14 protein-coding genes are annotated in these 24380 nt (G+C 54.8%); 4 read left to right on the plus strand and 10 right to left on the minus strand.

What is annotated here, in order from left to right; translation table 11 throughout:
* Positions 1-2: 2 nt before the first annotated feature.
* The gene (locus IEY39_RS25700; protein ID WP_188937111.1) at positions 3-1589 is read right to left on the minus strand and encodes a hypothetical protein; all 1587 of its coding nucleotides are present in this window, start codon (positions 1587-1589) and stop codon (positions 3-5) included.
* 122 nt (positions 1590-1711) lie between these two features.
* On the opposite strand from IEY39_RS25700, the gene IEY39_RS25705 reads away from it, so the two are divergent.
* Both IEY39_RS25705 and IEY39_RS25710 read left to right on the plus strand, forming a co-directional pair.
* A complete protein-coding gene (locus tag IEY39_RS25705; RefSeq protein WP_188937112.1) occupies positions 1712-4120 on the plus strand; it encodes a TonB-dependent receptor in 2409 nt (802 codons plus the stop codon).
* Positions 4121-4263: 143 nt separating this feature from the next.
* Positions 4264-4596: a hypothetical protein gene (locus tag IEY39_RS25710; RefSeq protein WP_188937113.1), complete on the plus strand. Its 333-nt coding sequence runs from the start codon at positions 4264-4266 to the stop codon at positions 4594-4596.
* A gap of 105 nt (positions 4597-4701) precedes the next feature.
* On the opposite strand, the gene IEY39_RS25715 is transcribed toward IEY39_RS25710, so the two are convergent.
* A complete protein-coding gene (locus IEY39_RS25715) occupies positions 4702-4899 on the minus strand; it encodes a hypothetical protein (RefSeq protein WP_188937114.1) in 198 nt (65 codons plus the stop codon).
* A gap of 342 nt (positions 4900-5241) precedes the next feature.
* Between IEY39_RS25715 and IEY39_RS25720 the strand changes: the two genes are divergently transcribed.
* Positions 5242-5607, plus strand: coding sequence for an iron chaperone (locus IEY39_RS25720; protein WP_188937115.1), 366 nt, complete (start codon positions 5242-5244; stop codon positions 5605-5607).
* A 7-nt stretch (positions 5608-5614) separates the two neighbouring features.
* On the opposite strand, the gene IEY39_RS25725 is transcribed toward IEY39_RS25720, so the two are convergent.
* The 6 genes from IEY39_RS25725 to IEY39_RS25750 are packed head-to-tail and all read right to left on the minus strand — an operon-like array spanning position 5615 to position 18732.
* The gene (locus IEY39_RS25725) at positions 5615-7372 is read right to left on the minus strand and encodes an alpha-L-arabinofuranosidase (protein ID WP_188937116.1); all 1758 of its coding nucleotides are present in this window, start codon (positions 7370-7372) and stop codon (positions 5615-5617) included.
* Positions 7359-10787 (minus strand): VCBS repeat-containing protein, encoded by a 3429-nt coding sequence (locus IEY39_RS25730; RefSeq protein WP_188937118.1) that lies wholly within the window; start codon positions 10785-10787, stop codon positions 7359-7361. Before IEY39_RS25730 ends, IEY39_RS25725 begins: the two co-directional genes overlap by 14 nt.
* Before the next feature lie 6 nt (positions 10788-10793).
* Complete coding sequence (locus tag IEY39_RS25735) at positions 10794-12533, minus strand: alpha-L-arabinofuranosidase (protein WP_188937120.1); 1740 nt, start codon at positions 12531-12533, stop codon at positions 10794-10796.
* A 20-nt stretch (positions 12534-12553) separates the two neighbouring features.
* On the minus strand, positions 12554-13831 hold the full coding sequence (locus IEY39_RS25740) for a glycan-binding surface protein (RefSeq protein ID WP_188937121.1): 1278 nt from the start codon (positions 13829-13831) through the stop codon (positions 12554-12556).
* 25 nt (positions 13832-13856) lie between these two features.
* Positions 13857-15500 carry a RagB/SusD family nutrient uptake outer membrane protein gene (locus tag IEY39_RS25745; protein WP_188937123.1) on the minus strand — a complete coding sequence of 548 codons (1644 nt, stop codon included), beginning with the start codon at positions 15498-15500 and terminating at the stop codon, positions 13857-13859.
* 25 nt (positions 15501-15525) lie between these two features.
* Complete coding sequence (locus IEY39_RS25750; protein ID WP_188937125.1) at positions 15526-18732, minus strand: SusC/RagA family TonB-linked outer membrane protein; 3207 nt, start codon at positions 18730-18732, stop codon at positions 15526-15528.
* 238 nt (positions 18733-18970) lie between these two features.
* Between IEY39_RS25750 and IEY39_RS25755 the strand changes: the two genes are divergently transcribed.
* Complete coding sequence (locus IEY39_RS25755; RefSeq protein WP_188937127.1) at positions 18971-23077, plus strand: hybrid sensor histidine kinase/response regulator transcription factor; 4107 nt, start codon at positions 18971-18973, stop codon at positions 23075-23077.
* Positions 23078-23104: 27 nt separating this feature from the next.
* Here IEY39_RS25755 and IEY39_RS25760 read toward each other — a convergent pair whose 3' ends face one another.
* Both IEY39_RS25760 and IEY39_RS25765 read right to left on the minus strand, forming a co-directional pair.
* Positions 23105-23854 (minus strand): helix-turn-helix domain-containing protein, encoded by a 750-nt coding sequence (locus tag IEY39_RS25760; protein WP_188937129.1) that lies wholly within the window; start codon positions 23852-23854, stop codon positions 23105-23107.
* A gap of 103 nt (positions 23855-23957) precedes the next feature.
* On the minus strand, positions 23958-24374 hold the full coding sequence (locus IEY39_RS25765) for a DoxX family protein (RefSeq protein WP_188937131.1): 417 nt from the start codon (positions 24372-24374) through the stop codon (positions 23958-23960).
* Positions 24375-24380 lie beyond the last annotated feature (6 nt).

Here is a 24380-nt window from a genome sequence, read left to right on the forward strand (position 1 = left end):
GATCACTTCAACGCGAAGAGCGTAAAACTATTATTCCGCAGCACAGGCCTGCCGGGGAGAGGTGCTTCCGGGGTCATTTCCTTCAGGGCATCGGCAGACAAAAGAACATAGCTCACCTGGTAGGTGCTTAGCAATTGTCGCAGTGGCTGTTGCTGCCCGGTCTTTATACAGAACAGCATCGTTATGCGATCGGCCTGCCGCCGATCGAAATCCACGTATGGATTGGAGAAGGTGTAGGCGTTGGAAACCATTTTCCTGCCGGTAGCCATCACCGGGAAAAGCGAGGCATCGTTCTCGCAGAGGATCACGGTATTGGGGTCGAGGTTGTGCAGGATATAGTTGTACACTTCGACCTTGTCTCTGCTTTCCTGTTTGGCGATGGACTTTTGCCGGCCTTGGGTGAAGTCCTCGCGCTTTGCATAGAGCGGGAACCAGGCAACGGCAATGAGCACCACCAGTGGCAGAAAATATTTCCGGATGGGCTGGGTCAGGAAAACCAGGCCGAATCCAAAGAAAACGGATTGGACGGCTTTCATGTAAATGAAATAATGAAAGGCCGGGACCATTGCCGGCAGGTGGATGCCATACCGGTGATCGAGGCCGGCAACAAGAGTAGCATAGAAGTACAGACTTGTTGAGATGATCCACCAGTTGAGGATGATGCGCCGGATGAGGCCCCGGGGAAACGACCGGTAGAAGACGATCGCGCCGACGATGGCGATGAGGAAGCCAAAGGAAAAATTAGCCTTTAATAGTCCCCAAAGATTATTGATAAAAAAGAGGCCTTCGGTATACTCGGAAGGTTCTCGATTGATGATGTGCAGATGATATTTCCCAATAACATAATAAAGGATGGGGGCGGCGGCGAGACAGAAACAAAGAAAGGCGACAAGCCCTTGCGCAATATATTTTTTGACAAGGACGGGTTGTTTTTGTTTTATGGCGGTGATGAGCGCGCTCGTCTGTAAAGAGATCATCATCAGAACAATGATCACTGCCGGGGCCGCATGGCCCAGGAAGGTGATGCCGACGGCAAGTCCAAGCAGGGCGAACCAGGAAATTTTTTGGGTGGTAAATGCCTGGTAGCAAAGCAGGATGTCCAGGAAGAAAGCAAAGAGCATAAAGGCGAAAGGATAAAGCCATGGCATATACGTAGCGCCGAGGACAAGGTATATGTTTCCCGAGGCGAGGAAGAGAAAGGAGAGCAGGGCGGCGAGGGCAATTTTGTAATCGAAGAGCCGAAGACACATCCAAAAGAAGCAGATGGGGCCCAGCAGGTTCAGGTAAGCCCCGGCGCGAACAAGAACGACGTTGACCGGCAAGCCGGTGAGCTTTACGAGGCCTGTCTCGATGAGGAACAGGAGAGGGTTGTACCAAAGATATTCGTGGAGATAGCTGGGGTCCTTTCCATAGGCGCCGTCGAGTGTTGCCTGGACATAGGACATATCCCGGTCGAAATCGACGTCAAAAGCCCAAAACAGATCGAAGGTGGTGCGAAAACATTGAAAGAAGGCGATGCCGAGCAGAACCACGAAGACGATGCCAATCGCTGTCCGTTGCTTCACTGTCAGGGGTTTAGGAATAGACATATCTCCAAGATAAGGCAGGGATACCGGCAAAGCAAAAAAAAGTCGGACGCAGGTGGCCAGACGCAGCGTGCCGGGTGTCACAAAACAGGAGCTATTCCTGTCCCGTGATAAACACATCAGAAATGGCTTTATCATCGAAAGGCAGCAGGAATCTATTGCTGAGTATTTTTCTTACCCTGATGGCGGCGAGCCTGGCCGCGCAGCAGCCGGGCGCCATCAAGGGCAGGGTGATCGAGCAAAGCACCAAGGAGCCCGTTGCCGGTGCAACGATCACCATAAAAGAAACGGGGCTGGCCGTCGTGGCCGACAGCACCGGGAATTTCTTTATCAATGATCTTCCCCCCGGCAGCTATTCGTTGCTTATCACGCATGTCGGCTTTCAGGAAAAACAGCTGACCGAAATTCCCGTAACGAAGGGCAAGACCTTTACGTTCGAGGTGGAATTGCTTGATGACGGTTTTCGGTTGAATGCTGTGACGGTCAAAGCCTTCCGTGGCGAGCACAACCCGCAGCTGCCCGTTTCTTCCTTTGCCTTTTCCCGGGAAGAGATCTTCCGGAGCCCCGGCGCCCAGGGAGACATCTTCAGGGCGATAGGTATTCTTCCGGGAGTGGTGAGCAGTGGGGGGCAGTATTCCGCGATCGCCGTTCGCGGGCAGGGAACATCCGACAATGTCTATATGGCCGACGATATCCCTTTATTCGAGGTATCCCATCTTGAAATAGAGGGGTTCAATTCGGGGTTCAACGATCCCAATGGCGGCAGGTTCAGCATCTTTGCGCCGCGTGTCATCGACAATGCCTTGTTCGAGGGCGGTGGCTTTGCTGCGCAGTATGGCAGGAAAAGCAGTTCGCTGCTGACGCTGGGTATCAAGGAGGGCAACCGGGAGACGCCGTTCTATAGCGGACAGTTCGACCTGCTGGGAGCCACGCTTATTTATGACGGTCCGCTGAGTACAGACAAGAAGACCAGCCTCTTTGCGTCGGCCCGTTATCAGAATTTTTCCCTGCTGGAAAAGCTGGTCAATCTCACCAGTGCGGGGACGCCCTCCTATGGAGATTATATGGTGAAGACGACGACGGAACTCAACAGAAAGAACAAGCTGACCTTTCTGGCCATGTACAATCCTGAACTATATACCCGGACGGTGAGCGACGTGAGCAAGAGCACGGGGCTCGACGAGAACAACGGCTCCAGCTTTGTCGGCCGGTCTTCCAGCAGCAAGGCCGTCATCGGGCTGAACCTTCGCACGCTTACCGGGCGCAGCAGTTATTGGAAGAACATCCTCTACTACCGGTTGTTGCGGGTGGACAATTCGCTTGGCGATGCCTGGCCGCCCGTGGATGCGGAGGGACATATCCTTAATAAACAGGATATTCCTGCGGATGGCGATCTCCGCCATATCCGCAACAACCAGGGCGAACTGGGCTACCGGTCGGTTTTTACGGTACACAAAAAAGCGTTCACATTCACAGCTGGCGCCGATGTGGCCAGAGTAGACCTCGACTTCAGGGAAACCTTGCAACACACCGATACGCTTTATAGTTATGGCCCCAATGACAGCCCATTGCCGGGGCAGTATTATCTTATCCTCGAACCCGCGGATTTCAATTCGGCGCGCAAAGACCATGCGTACAATGCTTCCGGTTATGTCGATCTGTCCTTTACCCTTTTCAACCGCCTGACCCTGAATCCGGGCATCCGCTATGACTATACGGGATTTACAAAAGAAAATACGTTTGCTCCGCGCATCAGCGGCAGCGTGGCGCTGGATAGCCGGCAAAGCATAAATTTTTCGGCAGGCCTCTACTTCCAGGATCCCGAATATTCCGATGTGGCGGGACAGGCGCCGGGGCATCTGTTAAAGAACAGCCGCACCACTCAATATATCCTAGGATACAAATATTATTTCTCTCCCGACCTGAAACTGACCGCCGAGGGCTGGTACAAAAAGTTTGATGACCAGCCGGTACAACCCAACGGCGGCAAGCCCTATCTCAACAATGATGGGGATGGCTATGCGTATGGGGGTGATATCAGTCTCATCAAACGGCTTTCGGCGAAATATTATGGGCAGGTGAGCTATTCCTATATGCTTTCGAAACGCGATGATCATGATGGCCTGGGGAAATATGATTATATTTTCAGCATTCCACATTCTTTCAGCTTGCTGGGAAGCTATCAGGCAAATAAAAAATGGGCATTCTCAGGGAAGTTGCGGTATTCGACGGGGCGGCCTACTGACCGGTATTTTGTGCACGCCGATGTTTTTCATGACCCCACATTTCTCCGCTATTCCCAGCAGCGGATCGGGAAGAAAGCGGCCAGGCTAAACGATTTTATCTCTTTGGATGGAAGGGTGGATTATAGCTGGTCGACCCAAAGAAAAGCGTCCTGGACGGCATTTATCGATATTGTCGACCTGCCCAACCGGTTTAACGAAAATTCAGCCATCTTTCAACCGGAGACAGGGCATGTATACTACCTGGGGTTGGCGATCTTTCCGTCGTTTGGCGTACGGCTCGACCTTTAGGAGGGTAAAAAAGCCACAATAAAAAAGCGATCCGGGCGTTTGGTTATACCTGCTACCTATTAAAAAAATACCTGGTTAAACCCTTAGCAAAAAAACAGGTCGAATATCCAAATTTTCATTTTTAAAACCCAATTAAGAGAGCTATGAAAAAAGCTATCCTTTTCTCTTGCATCATGCTGGCGGTTGCTATTACTACTACTACCACCGCTTCCGCGCAGCCCCCCAGAATTGCTATCGAAGTGATCATCGGCACCCGGCCGCCTGCCCCGAATGAAGCTCAGCTGATGAGGGGCGAAGAAGCCAAACATCCCAACATCACCCAGGCTATGCATGACATCGAAGGCGCCATGAAACGCCTGCATGAAGCTCCGGATGATTTTGGTGGTCACAAAGGTCAGGCTGAATCCGACCTGAAACAAGCCTACATCTCTCTGCGTAAGGCTTTGTACTTCCGCCTCTACCAGGATACGCACTAATCATGCAGCCGGGATTCCGGCTAACGAATTTGGTAGAACAGCCGTCTCATTCGAGGCGGCTTTTTTTGTGGGGAGCGGCGACCGCCTACTGTTGGGGCCGGGCGGCTAATTGCGGCCCAGCAGGCGTTGGGTATAGCTTTCCAGGGACACCTGGAATTGATAGAGAAAGGCTTCCTTGAGCCGCACTTCCGGCAGGCCGGTATGCTCGACCAGCAAGGAAATAGACACCTGGCGGTATGGGTGGTTGTCCAGGTAGATTTTTACGGCATAGGCGCCGTCGATGTCTTTTTGCGAAGGGATCATAGCGGTAGAAGTTAAACAGATTTGCAAGACATAGGATATGGTCCCCAATGACGATTTCTTTGTAAAAGGTACGCAAGAGGGACAAATAGGGATGGTTTCATCGTGTAAGAAAAACACTTAGTGTGTACAAAAGTGGTATGTTGTTCATTGTCATACGTTTACAGCGTAAAAACCGACCTCCAAAAGGATGTTTTTTGGGGGGCTGGCTAAAGGGAAACCCCCGGTGGTGAAGCCGGTTTGCAGGGGTCGTCGAAAAAGGCGCAATCTCCCTGTTGGAATGTCGCTTTACCACCTTATGATGCTGGCGCTGCCGTGGTAATTTTAGGGTATAAAACAATCTTTATGGTAGTATCTTCCAAAACCAAATTCAAGACAGTGGAGCAATATTTTTCCACATTGTCGGAGCCTGCAAAGACGCTGCTGGAGCAGCTGCGTGCGACCATCAAAAAGGTGGCGCCGGAAGCGGAGGAGGTGATCAGCTATAACATCCCGGCCTTTAAATGGAACGGGATGCTGGTGTGGTATGCCGCCTTTTCCAACCACATCGGCCTGTATCCGAGGACTTCGGTCCTCGACGCCTTTAAGAAGGATCTGACGGACTATCATGTCTCGAAAGGGACCCTGCAGTTTCCCCTTGACAAACCGCTGCCCATTGGTCTGATCACGCGGATCGTCAAATTCCGCATGAAGGAGAACAGTGCACGGTAACGCGGCCTTATTTCTTCTCCACCACAAGAAACACCGCGCCCCTCGCCGGGACGGTGATGTTGATGCCGCCATTGGTAGGGGCGGTATAGGCGGGGAGGGTGGCATAGTCGACGGGGCCGCCGGCGGCGGTGGTAGCTGTCCGGCCGTTGACGAGCACCTTCCGTGGGAATTCATCGTTACCCTCACCGGTGAGGCTGTACCAGTAAAAGTGACTGCCGGGTGTGAAATGCCGGATGTCGATGGCAAGGGCCGCCGGTTTTCCCGAAGTGTTGACGATGGCCGTGCCGATCTCCCCCGAGGAGAAACTGGATGCATAGGCCCTGAGGCTTGTATCACCGGCCGACCGGCTGTTGAGCAGGCGATCGCCAAGAAAGCGTTGCATATAATAGAGATAGAAGAAAGAAGGCCTAGGCGACCACCTCATCACCCCGGGCTCGTCGCCCGCACTGAAGAGCCCATGATCGTTGCCGTCGGCCCAGCCATTATACAGATCCCAGCGGGCACAAAGCCCGAATTTGCTGCGTAGCGCTTCACCCATGACGAGGACGGCAAACAGGCCGCTTGTATTGGATACCTGCTGCCGGCTGCCGGTAGCGAACATGTTCCACTCGTCCATGGCCACGGGCTTTATTGCCGCGCCGTTCTCTCCCAGGCACTGGACGACATAGCTCATCATCTGCCCGGGAACGGTGGCAGCTTCGTGGAGGATCTCGCCGGCGGTAGAATTCTTGTTATAAGGTGTAAAATAATTGTGAACGACATAATAGTCGGCCTGGCCATGGATGGCCCTGAGCATCCCCTTGTTCCAGTCCCGCGTGATGGGCATGTCCCAGGTATGGGGCGGTGCTTCGACGGTGACGGCGCCGATGTAGATAGTCGCCCCGGTTTCAGCGGCAGCCTTGCGCATGGAGTCGGCGATGACGCAAAAATGCTTCCCGTATAATTCCCCGGACAATATTCTCGGCTGTCCATCCTTGTTAGCACCCGTATCGATGCGATAACCACATTCCCATGTCCCGAAGTTCTCATTGCCCACCTCCCAGTAACGCGTGCGTCCATGGTCGTAGCGGACCCAGTCAGCGGCAAGGTGCGCGGCGGCGGCCACCGGATCGGGAGCGGTGCTATAGCGGGCATAACCGTAGTTGACGGTGATGAGTCCTTCGTTGCCAGTCTCCTTCAGCAGGGAATAATAGTCGTCCAGCGAAGCGCTGTAGCCGTCATGCGGCTTACCGTAGAACCATTGCTGGCTCTCCTTCTTACCATCCTTGTTCACCAGTTGCGCCGGTACATCCGCCGGAAGCCCGCCGGGGCCGCAATTCCAGAAATAGGCGTCGCTGCCGCTACCAGCAGGCCAGCGGATGACATGAGGGCGGAGATTGTGGAGATGGAGCATCAGCATCAGCTGCGTGGTCATGGTGCCCATCCAGGTGTTGGCGTTGTGGCCGAACTCGACGGGTGGAATGCGCGTGATGACGCTGTCGGCGAAGATCGTAAGAGTGGAGGCAGCGGCGGGGGCGGCGGGTGCAGTGGCGGCGGCAGGCGCATCAGGCGCCGGAGCTGGTTGAGTGGCGGGGCGGATAAATTGTTTTGGCGCCCAGCTGTCCAGGAAGAAGCCGATGGTCGGGGCGGCGGTTTCGCTGGTGGGTGTGAGGACGGCAGGAACGGAGTCGCGGGTAGGTCTAAAAGCGGGGCCGGAGCCGGATCGATACGAATGGTTGGTAGTTAACAGGAATAAAAGTACGAAGATGCCATTATTTTTGATCATGGTTAGCCAATTTTAGTTGATACGCCTTTACAGGCTGGTCGTTGATGGCGGCAAGCAGGATATCATGGCCGTCCACACGGATGAATTTCAGATCGCGGACATCGCCATCCAAAATAAGGCCACCGGCTGCAGGTGATATGGCGTTGAAGCCACCGCGCTCATTACCTTTCAGCAACAGGCCATAGGAAGCATCCTCGCTACCAGTGTGCACCTGCAACTGGCTTTCGTTGCCGGCGAGGATGATGTCAGGATGCCCATCACCGTCGATATCATCGACGACAAGCGCGCATACGGGCGCCACCTGGGCGATGTCCGGGAAGGGGTGGAAGACGAAACCCTGGCTGCCCCGGTTCTCGAACCAGCCGCTGCGGGTCTCCCGGCATTGCAGGACCAGCGCGTCGCGCATACTTTCGGCCGGGAACAGCTTGTCCATCGTCGAAGTTGCGAAACTTTCGTTGTCGGGAAAAAGTTTTTTGATAGCCGGCATCTGCAGGGCCCATTCGTCCCGGGAGATGCCTGCGGAAAGTTCGTAGCGTCCTGTTTCATTCTTCATATAATAACAGAACATCGGTTCGATGATGCCGTTGCCGTCCAGGTCTTTTGCGATGAGTTCGGCCGGTTGTGTCATACTGATATGAAAGGGATTATTGAGTCCCATGTTGCCGGCAATGATATCCGGGTCGCCGTCGCCGTCGACATCTGCAACCGCCAGGCTGCGCCACCAGCCGCTTCTTTCCTGCATGCCAGTGTCCGTCGTCTCCCTCAACCTTCCCCCTTCGTTGTGGAATATGCGTACGGGCATCCAGTCACCGGCCACGATGAGATCGGGCCGGCCATCCCGGTCGAGATCGGTGAAGAGGGCCGCGTTGATCAGTCCCGGAGACTCCAGGGCCGGGCATACGGTGCGGGTGACATCGGTGAATTTGCCATGATCGTTACGGAGGATATAGCTTCGCGGCGGCAAGGGATAATAGCCGAGGGCTACACGCCCGCCGATGAAGACATCCATATCGCCATCCCCGTCGATGTCGGCCACGGCCAGGGCCTTGCCGTCCGTCAGCACATCGGGTGGAAAGGCGGTGCTGTCGAGGTGGAAATTACCTTTACCATCATTGAGGTATAAGCGCGGTCGGTAATAGGGAGAATGCAGGTCGAACTCGCTGCTGCCGCTGACGACGAGCAGATCGAGGTCTTTGTCGCCGTCGGCGTCGAAAAAATAGCTTTGCATGTCTTCCTCGTACTTGACGCCGGTGACGAGGTCTTTTCCGATGAAGCTGCCATCCGGCTGCTGGAGGAAGAGCTTACCGGACTGTTTGAAGGCCCCGCCGACAAAGAAGTCGGGCAGCCCGTCACCATTGACATCCCCAATGCTGATGAAGGGCCCTTCCTGGGAATATTGCTGGGGCAGCAGGGGTTGGAAGGCGTAGTCGAAGAAATAGCTTTCGCGATGGCGGAAACCCGCGCCGAGGGAGGACGTGACATCGGTGAAGAGCTGGGCGGAGGCGGCCGTGGTTACGGGATCGGCGGAGCCCAAACGGGGCGTAGCGGCAAGCGGGTCGGAGGCGGCTGGTTTGACAACGGTAAGCAGCGTATCCGGCTTCGGATGACGGATCATCTGTGCGCTGCCATCGGGCCATCGAATGTATAATGAGTCAGGGATGCCCGCGCCGAAGCCAAAATGCAGGCGGGGATCTACGCTCGACTCGAAGCCACGGACGGGATATAGCTCCAACACCTGCTGTCCCTGGGAACTATAGGCCGTAGCCCTGGCGCCGATGGCTTCGGGATTTTGCGGGTCACCGTGCAGCATCAGTGTCAGCCAGTGCGCCGGCGGCGAGTCGTTGCGCAGGACAAATGCTTCCTGATCGATGTTATTGACGACCAGATCGAGGTCGCCGTCGTTATCGAGATCGACATATACGGCCCCGTTGGATACCGACTTCTTGTCGATGCCGGCGGCGGCAGACACATCGGTAAATTCCAGGTCGCCGGTGTTGCGGTATAAATAGTTGGAGAGGGGCACGCTGCCCAGGAGGGAGAGTTTGTCCATGAGCTGTTGACGGCGGCTGTTCTCGTCGCCTGCTCCCGGCTGCTGTGCCTGCGCGTAGCGATATTCGAGGAAGTCGGCGTTTGTCGGGTCGCGGCCCATGCCGTTGGTGATATGAAGGTCCTTACGGCCGTCATTGTCAAAATCGGCAAAGAGTGCGCTCCAGCTCCAGTCCGTCTCCGAGATACCCGCCTGCTGACCGATCTCGCTGAAGAAGGGTTCTTGATGTCCATCGAGGTTGCGGACGCCGTTGTTCATCTGGAGCATGTTGCGTACATATTCGGGCTCATAGCCGGCCAGCTTCTCGAGATGATGCCGCTGGTTGTTGAGGAAGGAATACATCCGCTTCTTACGCTGGCTGCTCTCAGGCTGCATGTCGAGAGTGACGATGTCGATATTCCCGTCATTGTTATAATCCGCGGCGTCGCAGCCCATGCTGGAATAGCTTTGATGACGCGTGGCCGTGGCGATGCGGTTGGTGAACGTTCCGTCATGGTTGTTCATCCAAAGGACATCGTTGCCAAGATAGTCATTGGCGACATAAATGTCCGGCCAGCCGTCGCCGTCGAAGTCACCGGCCACCACGCCAAGACCATAGCCGCCTTCACGAATGCCGGCCTGCCGGGAGACATCGCGGAATACGGGATGATCCATGCCAGGAGGGATGCCTTCGTTATGATAGAGCTTGTCGGCGGCAAGGCTGCCCGTGTCGGCGCTTTTTTCGTGCAGGTCGTTGGGGCGTTCGTCGGTGAGCTTGTGATTGAGCAGATACATATCCAACCGGCCATCATGATCGAAGTCGAAGAACAGGGCTTGTGTCGACCAGGAAGTATCGGCAAGGCCATAGGCTGCCGCTTCCTCCTTAAAAGTGAGATTGTGCTGGTTGATGAAGAGCAGATGTCTGCGCTGGGATCCTGGCGCCTTTCCCGCGACACAGACATAGATATCAGGCCAGCCGTCATTATTGATGTCGACGACGCTGACGCCGGTGCACCAGCCGTGGGTGGCCGTCCCGGCCTTGTCCGTGATGTCTTCAAATCGAAGCCCGCCCTTGTTGAGATAGAGGCGGGAACTGACCTGGCTGCCGGCGAAGAAGAGATCGGGCAGGCCGTCCCGGTTGAAATCCCCCACCCCTACCCCTCCGCCCATATAGGTGTATTCGTCGGTGAAGAGATTGACAGAGTCGTTCTCCGTGATGGTATTGCGGAAACTCACGCCGGTCTCAGCGGCTGATAAGAGCGTGAAACGTGGGCCCGCCCCGGTGGCTCCGTTACCGGAACCACCAGGGGAACAGGCCGCAAGGCCGAGGCAGAACAACCCAAGACCGTACAAGCCTTCAAATGGCAACAAACGCAGACGAGGCACCACGTAGAACTATTTTTTGTCGGCGACAAGATAGACGGCGCTCAACGGAGGAACAGCCAGTCTGATGGTCCCCGTGAGGGCCGCGCTGTTCGCCTTGAGTGAGGCATAGGTTAAGGGTCCGCCCGTGGCGGAGGAAGGTCCGGTACCATTGACATATACCTGTCCGGAGAAATTTCCATTGTCCGTGCCACCGGTGAGGGTATACCAATAATAGTTACTACCCGCCGGGAAATGCTGGAAATCGATGGTCACGATATGACTCATGGTTCCGCTGTTGACGATGATCGTCCCTGCCTGGCCCGACGAGAAAGTCGAGGAATAAGTAGTGAGATCGCTGTTTATCGCCTTCAGACTATCCGCAACCATCCTGTCGCCGAAGAACTGCTGAAAATAATATAGGTAATAAAAGGCGGGCCGCGGGTTCCACAGCGGCGCGCCGGGTTCGTCACCATGATTGAACATACCCATGTCGTCTCCATTGTTCCAGCCGTTAGCCAGATCCCAGCGGCTGGCTTCGCCGAATTGATTTTTGATGATGGAGCCAAGGGTCTTTGCCGCATGGATACCCGCGATGTAGGAAACGTCCTGTTTGGACCCCGTCGCCTGGATATTCCATTCGGTGAGCGCGACGGGCTTCGCTGTCACACCTCCCGCGGACTCTTGTTGCTGGATATAGTTCATCATATTCGTGGTGACGGGGATGCTGCTGCTGAGAATATCCGACACCGATGAATTGGTATTATAAGCCGTGTAGTAGTTGTGAACAATGTAGAAGTCCGGGGTATTGCCGGCCTGTGATAACACGCCCTGGTTCCAGGTCTGGACGGTTGTATTATCCCAGGAAGCCGGCGCACTACTATACAGGCTGGCGCCGAGATAGATGGTCGCGCCTATCTGCTGTGCCGCCGCCCGCATACTGTCGGCAAACACCTTGAAGTGGGAACCATACAACGCGCCGGTGATGATTTGCGGCTGGCCGTCCTTGTTTTTGGACTGGTCGATGCGATAGCCGGCTTCCCAACTGCCATAGGTTTCGTTGCCGATCTCCCAGAACTTCGTGCGGCCGTTGTCATAGCGTACCCAGTTGGCGGCCAGGTGCGCCGCGGCAGCCACAGGGTTGGCGCTGGTGCCATAACGCGCATAACCGTAGTTGACGGTGATGATACCGGTGCTGCTGGTCTGGGCGAGCATGCTATAATAATTGCTCAGCGCAAGTGTCCAGGAGGCGGTGTTGCCGCCATACCAGTAAGGCGACACCGCATAAGAACCGTCGGCGTTGACCAGGGTATCCGGCGCATCAGCAGGTGCGGCCGTCGTATCATTAAAGAAATACACATCGCTGACGCTGCCGGCCGGGGCCCGGATGATACGTGGCGAGAGGTCTTTGAGATACCCCATCAATGCCGGCTGGGTGACGATCTGGCCCATCCAGAGATTGGAGTTATTGCCATAGACATAGGGCGGCACCTTTACCAGCACCTTGTTCACGTTGATGGTAAGGCTGTCGGTGACGGAGCCGCTGGCGGCAGTCCCCGCCGTCGTGGCGGGGACGTTAAAGCTTTTTGCCTGCCAGCTATTGCTAAACAAACCGATGGAGGGCGGAGTGGACGGATCGACGGGGGCGTAAATGGAGTCGGTGACGGACGTGTTGCCGTTGTTGCCATTGCTGCCGGAAGGGTGGCTGCTCTTTCCACAAGCAGCCCAACCCAGGGACAGCGTAACAAGACCGGCATTGATGAGTGTTCTCATGTGCTGCATATAGTATTTCCTTATTGTATCGGTACGATGCGAACGTTATCGAGGCCCATGGCGAAACTACCACCGGGGATAGTCGTAGTACCGTCATTGGCATACATGATCATCAGCATGCCGCCGCCGCTACCCTGCAGGGTAGTAATGCTCGAGGCGCCAGTGCCGGTGCTGGTATAAGTGTTACTGGTAGCCGCAAGGAAGCTGCTCAGCGGGATGGTCACCGTGACCCAGCCGTTGGAGGAATATTTTCCACCGGATGCTGTTTTCCAGGGCGCCCATTGGGCGAGATAGCTCCAGCCTGGCCAGGTGGTGCCGATCCAGATAGAACCGGCTGTCCAGTTGTTGACATAGGCCTCGAACTTCAAGGCATAGTTGCCGATCGGCGCACTGGATGAAGCCGTCCAGGTAGCAGTGTTGGTGATGATGGAATTAGCGTCCTGCCACCAGGAATCATCCCCTTTCGGTTTGGGATTGGCGGGATTGATCTCTACGCAATACCCTGTGCCGTTGGGGAAGGTGGTGTTGTTGGTCACGTATGTCCCCACCCATTGCTGCTGGCTCCAGCCATAATATGGGTTGACGCTTGCCGAGGGGGGTGACCACTGGTTGCTGGTGCCGTCGAAGTTGGCCAGGAAGCCGGTGGTCGGCGACAGCCAGTTGTCGAAGACGAAGGGCGAGCTGCCCTCGCCAAATGTTCCGTATACCCGCAGGGAATCGCCTGCGGTGATGCCGGACGGAACGGTGACCGTTATCTGGGTCGCGCTGTCGACATTATAGTTGGAGGCTGTAATGCCGCCGGGGAAGACGATCTTAGAGATACCGTAGAAATTGGAACCATGGATCACCAGAGATGTCCCTGCAACAGCATTCTCATTGCTGACAGATGTGACCACCGGTGGGGTGAGGATCAGGGTAAAGGTGAAAGAGGCCGTACCATGACCAGTCACCACCTTGATGGTATTGGAAACGCTGCTCATCGGCGGCGCGGTGGGCGCATTGCTGGGGATGGTGACGACGATATTGGTGCTTGAATTCAGCGCCGGGTTGAAGGTAGCCGAAACGTCATTGAAAAGGACGGCCTGCAGATCATCGAAATTCGAACCCTGGATGACGATGAGCGTGCCGGGATAAGCCTTTACGAAGAAACTATCCTTTTCACCAGGGTTTATGGCTCTTACATGGGTGATAACCGGGGCGCCAGAGCTGCTTTTCTTACAGGCCACCTGCACCAGGCCGGCCAGGATAAGCAGGAAGAAGAGCGTCCGTTTACAAATGGGAGAAGCGATCGTTTGCATATTTTATCTTTTACCGTTAGGATGATCAATAGTTGGGCAATTTGCTAAAGTCGAATGGTACCGGGGCTCCGTTGAGGTTCGGGTTCAGCTCGAGTTCGGTCTCCGGCCAGGGCAGGTATACCGTACCGGCCGTCATCGGGTAGGTGGTGCCGGCATAGGTGACGGTATAGTTGTGCGGACCATTGTAGATGATGTTATAATGGCCCCTGTTCTGGCTGCTGAAATACGCCAGGGCCTTGGCCGGGGCGAAATAATACCAGTGTACCCAGTCATACCACTCCATGCCTTCAAAGGCAAATTCGATCTTCCTTTCCTGGAAGATATCGCTGAAGGCGATGGAAGCAAGGGGAGCGACGCCGGCGCGCGTGCGCACCGCATTGAAATATTGCAGCGCGGTGGCATCGGAAGTGGAAGCAGAGTTGCCGAGAATAGCTTCGGCATAGTTGAGATATACTTCCGCCAGCCGCAGCATATAGGTATTCTCATAAGCTGCCATAGTCGTTCCGCCATTGTTGTCAGCAGGAGAACCGATGACATATTTCTTTACGTAGGCATGGTCATTGCCGCCGGTGTTGAAATTACCTGCCGGGACGGCGGTACCGCCATTGGCCGCATTCAGTTCGGGATATTTGTCACCGGGCAGCATAAAGGTGGCCTTCCGGCGAATGGAATCCTCGGGATGGGCCATATAGTATTGCAGAATGCTGGACGATGCCCCGAAGGCGCCGCCCCAGCCATCGCCCGTCTGGGTGATGCTGGATTCGAAGGCTACATAGGCCTGGAAGGAGTTGTTGATCCCCCAGGGCGAGGAAGCAGGCATCCAAAGCAGGGAGAACAGGTTCTCCGGGTTGGGGTTAGCAAAGGCCGTGCTGTTATAAGCATGGGTGAAGAGGTTGTAGTAGCTCGGCAGCAGGCTTGCCCCGCTGTTGTTGATGACATCGGCCGCATAATACTTGGAGCTGTCGAGATCGGATTGTGTCCGGGAGCCTTCGGACTGGTTGAGACCGCTGCGGTAGAGATAGGCCTTTGCCAACATCCCTTCGGCCGACCATTTGGTAAGGCGGCCCTGCTGGAAAGGCGTCGTAGGCAGGTGGTTTGCCGCATAGGCAAGATCCATGATGATGAGTTTCCAGACGCTGGGCAGGTCGTTGGGCTTGATGGTGGAGTCCGTCAGTTGGGTGGTGTTGTTATAAACGATGGGCACCGGTCCCCAGTTGCTGACGAGGTACATATAGGACAGGCCGCGCATAAACCGGCACTCGGCGATGCCCATCTGTTTCGTAGTGGCGTCAGCGGTGGTCTTGGCGTTGGCAATATTGGCCATGACAAGATTGCTCTGGGCTACCACTTTCCAGAAGGCCTCATAACCCGTGGGCAGGATATCATCCGTCTGCGGGACGGAGAAGGAGATGTAGCCTTTACGGTCGGCGTCGTCGCAGTTGAGGTTGCCGCCGTGCGCTTCACCAAAACTGAGGAAGGCCTTGTCATTGTAGTCGAACCAGACGATGCCATAAAGGGGCGCCGTGCCGGCCATCACCTCCGCATCGGTGGTATAGAAGTTGGCCGAAGTGGTAGCATCCTTGGGGGGACGGTTGAGGAAATCCTTTTTACAGCTCTGGCCGAGGGCCATTGCCGCTATGATGAGGGAATATCTTACGATCTGTTTCATATTATCAACAAGCTTTTAGTATGAATTAAAAATCAGCGACGATGTTGGCAGTGTACATCCGTACGTTGGGATAGCGGCCGTTGTCGAGGCCATTGATGATGATGGGGTTGCCGCTATTCCAGTAATTGAACGGACCAACCTCAGGATCGTAACCCTTGTATTTCGTAATGGTGAGCAGGTTCTGTACGTTGACCCCTACCCGCAATCCCCGCATGGCGACATGACTTACCCATTTTGCCGGGAAATTGTAGGAGAGGGATACGTTCTTCACGCGTACATAGGTTCCGCTTTCCACATTCCATTGGGTGAGCCGTTCGTTGCCGTTAGCCGTGCTGGTATATACCCGGGGTACATTGGTGTTCGGGTTCTGGAGGGTCACCGTCAGCGCATCGGATGCGTTGTAGCTGGTAGGCCGGGCGAAATTGATCACCGAAGCATAGTAGTTCTCAAATGCTCCCTTGCTGCCGGGCAGCGTGTTGAGGTACCGTTGCAGGTTGACGATGTCATTGCCTACGGAGCCTATGATGAAGATATTGAGATCGAAACCCTTATAGCTGACGAAGTTGTTGAAACCAAAGGTGTATTTCGGCCAGGGGTTGCCGATGACTACGCGGTCCCGCTGGTCGATGACGCCATACCCGCCGACATCCTTGAATTTGATGTCCCCTACCCATGTGCCGGTGTTGGGGTCGACGACAACATTGGGGTTTGAGGTCTGGTTGGCGTGGCCGACGATGTCCTTGTAGTTCTGGAAAAGCCCTTCCGCAATGTAACCGGTGATCATACCTACCGGCTGGCCCACCTTGGTGAGGAACTGCGCCTGCTGGCTATTGGTATTGGAGATGTAGATAGCGTTGATGGGATTGGACAGCTGGGTGACCTTGTTCCTGTCAAGCGAGAAATTGATCCCCGTCTTCCACATGAAGTTACGGCTGGTATAGTTGACGGTGTTGACCGTTACGCCGAAGCCCTTGTTGCGCATGCTACCCACATTGGTCTCGGGCCAGGTGAGTCCGCCCTGGCTCGTACCGCCACCATATATCTGGAGATAGGAAGAATAGGTGAGCAGCTTGGTGATGTTCTTGATATAGGCGTCGGCGATGACCTCCAGGCGGCTGTTGAACATGTGCAGATCGAAGCCGACGTTGGTCTGCTTGTCCACTTCCCATTGCAGGTTGGGATTGGGAATATTGGAAGGCAGGAATCCCGTGCCGAAGGCTGTGGGATAGCTGCTCAGCACGGCGTATTGAGCTGTTCCGCTGCTGCCGGCATTGCCCGACAAGCCGTATTCCGCCCGCAACTTCAAGTCATCCAGGTTGGGGATATTCTTCATGAACGGCTCTTCGGAGATCTTCCAGGCGGCGGATACCGAAGGGAACACCCCCCAGCGTTTGTTGGCCCCGAAGTTGGAGGAACCATCCCAGCGGTTGGTGCCCTGAAGGATGTATTTGTTATTAAAGATGTATACCAGGCGGCCGAAGTAGGATTCCTTGGAGGAAGAGCCCTTGGTGCTGCTGTTGCTCTGGGTGAGATCGGATGCGCCGGCATTCAGCGTCTGAACGGTATTGTTGACGAAGCCGTCCTTAAAGCCGGAAAGGGTCTCGTAGCCATTGACGGAGGCTTCATGCCCGAACATCGCCGAGATGCCGTGCAGGCCAATTTTGGTATCGTATTGCAAGCGGGTGTGCAGGTTGTACCAGTAGTTGGAGCTCACCTGTTGGGAAGCGGTGATAGTGTTCTTCACCGTGATACCGAAGGTATAGGAGGGATTGAACTGGTAGTTGGTGTTGTAGTTGTATGTCCCGTTGGCTTCCGTATGCCAGACCAGGCCTTTTATAGGCATCACGTCGGCATAGACCCCGCCCAGGCCGCCAAAACCCTTATTATAGTTGGTATTTATCGTCGCAAGAGCGATGGGGTTGACGAAGTTGTTGGCGTAGGGGGTACCGGGAGCAGGACCGCCCCAGTCGCCGTTGGGCAGCTTGATGGGAATAGCCGGGCTGATGTCAACAGCGGTTTCGATGAGGGAGTTATTCAAGGTGACAATCCTTTCCTTGGTGAGATTGGCGCTGATGTTGGTGCCGACCTTCAGCCATTTGCGGGCGTTGTTCTCCAGGTTGAGGCGCACCGAACCGCGGGTGAAACCGGAGCCGATGGCGACGCCGTCCTGGTTGAAATAATCCCCGGAGAGATAGTAGGTAGTCTTGTCACTTCCGCCGCTGAGCGCAAGATTGTATTTCTGTTGCAGCGTTCTGCGGAACAGGGCGCCTTGCCAGTTGGACCCGGGGCCGAGGACAGAGGGATCGAGGAAATCCGTTTCCGTATTGGCGCCGCCGGCTGCTGACAGCGCATTACGGAAGGTAGCGTACTGCGGCAGGTTCATCACCGGAGCGAACTTCGGCAGGTCTTGCTGGGTCAGCATGCTGTTGAAGGTGATCTTCGAGTCGCCTGCTTTCCCATGTTTAGTGGTGATCATAATGACCCCGGCGCCGCCGGCTGCGCCAAAAATGGCGGTGGCCGAAGGTCCCTGGAGGACGTTGACCGTCTCGATATCATCGGGGTTGATACCGGCAAGGGGACTCGTATAAGAGCTGGGAGCGTTGTAAGAGCCTGCTTCGCCGCCCTGGGGGTCCGCGGGCTTTATCTGCACCCCATCAATGACATACAGCGGCTGGGTACCCTGGCTTAAAGAGCTGATACCCCGGATGATAACGCTCGGGGCAGAGCCGGGCTGGGCATTGCTGGAGGCGATGTAGACGTTGGCCGCCTTGCCTTGCAGCGCCTGTTCGATGGTGGTATTGACCGTGCGGTTCAATTCCTCTGCACTGACCGTGACCTGGCTGCTGCTGAGGTCGGTCTTCTTCATCTTACCATATCCCACGACCACGACGTCGTTGAGATTGTTATAGTCCTGCCGCAGGGTGACGTCGATGACCGTTGCACTTGCCACGACCACCTCCTTTTGCAGAAAGCCTATATTACTGATTATCAAATGCTCGCCTGGAGCAGCCATAATGGAAAATTGCCCTTTCTCATCCGCCTGAACGGCATTTTTGGTTCCCTTCACCGTAATGGTGGCCCCGCCGACGGCGTCGCCAGAGGTCTGGGATGTGATCTTACCGGTGATGACATGAGCGCCCGAAGGTTGGGCAAAAAGAGGGTGGGCAAAGAGCAGTAAGGCGGCAAGCAGTCCCGTGAAAGCCGCTAGTTTGGGTTTTCTCAATTTTTTCATACTTCAAGCAATAGTGCACTTAAGCAGTGATGCAATCGGTTTACATTTCGGGGTAAAACTAGTAGAAAACCCAGGGAGCCAGGGGTATGGTTTCGATCAAAAAGGGGGTACAAATGTTCAATCCGGGGGGTTTTTTGTCGAAAATAGCCGGGCGCCACCGGGTGGAGTCCCTTCGTATTGGCTATATTTGTAATAGAACCTGGACTACTGCTTCAGCTTTCTTGTGACACTACTTCATATGAGACCCAAAAAGGCCCAGCTTTTCCTCTTTTGTATCTTCTGCTGCTTGCTGTCGGGCGGCCTCGGGGCGCAACCCCAGGATTACCTGTTTTCCCATCTCAACGTCACTTCCGGGCTGTCCAATAATCATATTACGGGTATTTATAAAGATAGCCGGGGGTTTATGTGGTTTGGTACGGTTTCCGGGCTCAACCGGTATGACGGTTACCAGTTCAGGCAATACCGGCATGATCCCCGGGACCCTCATTCCATCATCGACAATTATATAGAACAGGTGTTTGAAGGGCCGGGGGGCAGGATGTGGGTCGAATCCCGGACGGGACGATTTAACATATATGATGCTGATCTTGATCGGTTTGACGTCGATTTTGCGGGGTATTTGCGGGGACTGGGGTTACCGCAGTATATGCTGGTGACGATTGCGCCGTCGCAGCGGGGGTATTGGTTTATATATAAGGACAGCGGGCTGTACCATTATCTTCCGGATGGGAAGATCGTGGCGTTTCAACCGGGTGGCGCCAGTCTCGCCTCGGCCCGGGAGGATGCCAACGGGGATTGCTGGGTCATCCACCAGGACGGGTTACTGGAAAAGATAGACGGCCGGCTGGGGAAGATCACCTACCGGAGCACCGCGTTACAAAAGGAGTTCGGGAGTGAGCGCATCCCCTGCAGCCTGTTCATCGACCGCCAGAATGACCTCTGGTTCTTCTCCAACGGGGCTTTTAAGGGCGCTTATTATTATCATCCGCCGACGGGAGAATGGAAACACCTGGCGCTAGATGCGGGTACGAAGACCCTCAGCAGCAATATAGTGTTTTCCGCCATGCAAGACCGGAATGGCCTCATCTGGCTGGCGACGGACCATGGGGGTGTCAATATCGTCGATAAGCACAATTTCTCCGTGCGGGTCATCAGCCATGTCGAGGACGACGCCAAGAGCATCGCCTCGAACAGTATCACCTCCCTTTTCCGGGACAACATGGGTACGGTATGGCTGGGAACCTTCAAGAGCGGCCTCAGCTATTATCACCAAAGTGAGCTGCAATTCCCCCAATATCGCCACGAACCCGGGAAGGCCGGTTCGCTGCCCGCTGACGACATCAACAGTTTTGCGGAGGATGCCGCGGGGAATGTCTGGATTGGCGGCAACGGGGGCGGGCTGATGTATTTCGACCGAAAAAAGAACAGCTTCCGGCAGTGGGTACACGACCCACACGACCCCAACAGCCTTTGCAGCAACATCATAGTAAGCCTCCTGCTGGATAAGGAGGGCAAATTGTGGATCGGCACCTATTTCGGGGGGCTGGATTGTTTTGACGGTCACCGATTCATGCACTACCGGCATCTCGATGCGGACCCTTCCAGTATTGCCGACGACCGCATCATGTGTCTTTGCGAAGACCTCGACCGCAACATCTGGGTGGGAACCCTTGCCGGCGGACTCGACCGGTACGACCGGCATACCCACCGGTTCTTCCACTACAGGGCCTCGATACCCAATTCCATCTCCAACGATTATATCAGCACCATCATTACGGATAAGGGGGGCAATGTCTGGGTAGGTACGGGGTATGGGGTGGAATTTATCGAACGGAATACGGGGGCCATCCGGCATTATATACCCGAACCCAGCCGGCTCAGCAGCAATAATGTTACTGTCCTTTTTCTGGACAGCAAGCAACGGCTTTGGGCGGCAACGCGCGAAGGGCTCGATGTGCTGAACCCGGATAAGAAGACCTTCCAGTCCTTTAGCATGGAAGACGGACTGCCCGACAATACGCTGCGGTATATCGCCGAAGACAGTCTCCATCGCCTGTGGATCAGCACGACCAACGGGCTTTCGCGGATCACCGTCGCGGAAGGCAGCAACCGGGCCGGACTGGCCATCCGTTGCCGCAACTTCCATGAGCAGGATGGCCTGCAGGGCAGGGAGTTCAACGAACGGGCTGGGCTCGCGACGAAGGATGGTTTTTTGTTGTTTGGCGGCCCCAACGGGTTCAACCTTTTCCGGCCCGAGTCCATCCAGCCGGAAAGGAAGACGCCGCCCATCCTTTTTACGGGGCTGGATGTCTTCGACAAGAGCATACATGCGGGCGACACGATGAACGGTCATGTCATCCTGCAAAAGACGCTTGGCGAATCAGGTGATATCACCCTCCGGTGGAAGGAGAATGTGTTCTCCATCGAATTCGCTTCGCTGGACTATATCCCCAATGCGACCAACCGGTATGCCTATATGCTCGAAGGTTTTAACCACAACTGGCTTATCACGGATGGGAAGATACGCAAGGCCACCTATACCAACCTCGACGCGGGGGAATACCTTTTCAAAGTAAAGGCTTCGGATGCGGATGGGGAATGGTACGACCGGCAGGCGACGCTGAAGATCACCGTGCTGCCGCCCTTCTGGAAGACGCCGCTGGCCTATGTGGTCTATTCCCTCCTGCTGGTAGCCAGCCTGCTGCTGGCGCGGCGGATGGTGCTACAGCGGGCCAGGGCGCGGTTTGCGCTGGAGAACGAGCGGCAGGAGACGCGGCGGATGCATGAGATGGATATGATGAAAATTCGTTTTTTTACCAACATGAGCCATGAGCTGCGGACCCCGCTTTCGCTTATCCTTGCGCCTGTCGAGAAACTGCTTACCCCTGCGTCGCCGGTGGACCCGCGGCGGCAGTACGAGATGATCAGACGGAATGCCAAGCGGTTGCTGCATCTTGTCAACCAATTGCTCGACTTCCGGAAGATGGAAGTGAACGAGCTGAAACTGCACCTGCGCGAAGGGGATATCGTGCGCTTCGTGCGGGAGACCGCCAACTCCTTTGTCGACCTGGCAGAGAAAAAGAACATCTCGTTTGTCTATGATGATAGGAATTCTCCCCCGCTGGTGACGCGGTTTGATCACGACAAACTGGAGCGCATCCTCTTCAATCTCCTGTCGAATGCCTTCAAGTTCACACCCGAGAATGGATCGGTGCGGGTAGACCTGGCAGTCGAGCGGAAGAACGACGAGGAGGCGCTGCTTTCCATTGCCATCCGGGACACCGGCATCGGCATCGAGCCAGACAAACAGGAAAAGATATTCGAACGTTTCTTCCAGAACGAAATACCGGAGACCCTTATCAACCAGGGCAGCGGCATCGGGCTTTCGATCACCCAGGAATTCGTCCGGATGCACCATGGGCGGCTGTCGGTGGAGAGTGAGGTGAATAAGGGTTCGTGTTTTACGGTGGTGCTGCCATTGAAAGTGATAAAGGCGGCCGGGCTGCCGACGCCGATGCCCGAGCCGGAGGAAACGCTGTTGCCCGAGGATGAGGTACCTTCCGCACCGCCTGGTGCTCCGACCATCCTCATCGTGGAAGACAACGAGGACTTCCGCTTTTACCTGAAAGACAACCTTCGCACCTATTATAATATCGTCGAGGCTTCCGATGGGAAGGAGGGCTGGCGGAAGGTGTTGTCGGCGCATCCGCAGCTCGTGGTGAGCGATATCAGCATGCCGCATATGGATGGGATCCAGCTTTGCCGTAAGATCAGAACCGATGACCGTACGCGGCAGATACCCGTCATCCTGCTGACGGCGATGGCCGGGGAGTCGGGTGTCCTGCAGGGATTGCAGACGGGGGCCGCGGATTATATCACCAAGCCTTTCAATTTCGAGGTGTTGCTGTCGAAAATGCGCAACATCGTAGAGTACAACGAGACGGTGAAGAAGACCTACCAGCGGCAGGTGCAGGCTGGAGCAACGCATGTGGAGATGCCTTCAGCGGATGATGTGTTCCTGCGCGAGGTGTTGGAGCATATCGAAAAGAATATGGCGAATCCCGACTTCTCCGTGGGCGACCTATGCCAGCAGTTCCATGCCAGCCGGAGTACCTTCTATAAGCGTGTGCTGCTGCTCACGGGCAAGACGCCGGTTGAGCTGATCAGGCATATCCGCCTGCAGCGGGCGGCCGAGCTGCTCGAGAAGAGTCAGCTGACAGTGGCGGAGATAGCGTATACGGTAGGGTTTAATAATCCCAAGTATTTTACCCAGTATTTCAAGTCGGAATTTCATTGTATCCCGTCGGCGTACCGGAAGAGCAGGACGAGTGGGCTTGAGCTGTAGCAGGGGCTTTTTTGGCGCCGGTGTAGCCTATCTCCTTCCTCTGAATTCCAATGGCGTTATCACGGCATTTTTTTTAAAGAATTTTCCAAAATTTGCCGGATCCGAGAAATCCAGCTTATAGGCAATCTCTGCAATGCTGAGATCGGTGTAGGAGATCAACGACTTGGCTTCTGCCGATATTCGTTCATTAATGTAGGAAAGGGCATTCCTTCCTGCAACCGATTTGATCGACTGGGAAAGATGGTTGGGAGTGACAAAAAGCATGGCTGCATAGTCCTCCACCCGCCGCTTTTCCAGGTAGTGGGTATTAACAAGAGAGAGGTATTTTTTTAACAGCACCTGTTGCGGCGTGGCAAGTCTCTCCTGTTGCAGGGTGCTGAACAGGGAAAACGCTGTAAGCTGATGAAGAAGAGCCAATAGCTTCAGGCTTGCTACCTTATGGTCTTTTGATTGTTCATACGCCGAGAAAACTTCCTCAAACTGGGGAACCATTTCTTTGTACTGCGTATCCGAGATCCTGTAAAAATCGGTCTGTTGGCTATTGAAAAAGGGAAACTCTTTGTCGATGGAAGGTTTGTAATAAGAGAAGCATTGATCTTTAAAGTAGATGAGGTAGCCGTGCGACCTGTTCCTGTAAAAACTGGAGATCAGTCCCGGGGATTGGAATACAATAAGCGAATTGAGATCGTTCACATGTATATTGTCGTAGGATATCTTCGTGCTCGATACGTCGGTAAGTAATCCCAAATAATAAAACCCCCTTCGAAAAGGGGGCATATTCATAGCGCTTTTTTCGCTCTCCAGAAGCCGTAAACAATAGAACAGAGGGTCATTGCTGCGGTCTCTAACCGGTATGGAGGCAAGAAATTCATTTATATCTTCAAAGTAAGGTATCTTGGGTTCCCTGCCCTTTTTTGTGATACTCATGCTTAAATATAAGCGAATTCCGGCGATAATAAGTATAGGAGAGAAAGCCGATGACTATGGGCATGATCATAAAAGCAAGATTCCCACCCCTTATCCCTGCTGAAAAGATGCACCAGGTTGCGCCCGCCAGATCGAACATCAGTCCCGCATAAGCCCATTCCTTGATCCTGGGGTAGCCCGGGATAAGTATTGCCACAACGCCTAATGCCTTTGCGATCCCGAGGAAGGGGGTAAGATAAGTGGGCATCTTCATTTTTTCGAAGCCTTCTACGGCAACCTGGGTGGAAAAAATATCAGGGATAGCCGAACCAAGCATCATAAAGGCAAAGAGACCTGTGAATACCCAATATAGAATTTTTGTCCTTTTCATAACGAT

Origin of the sequence: Puia dinghuensis (assembly GCF_014642875.1) — a bacterium.
Lineage (GTDB): Bacteria > Bacteroidota > Bacteroidia > Chitinophagales > Chitinophagaceae > Puia > Puia dinghuensis.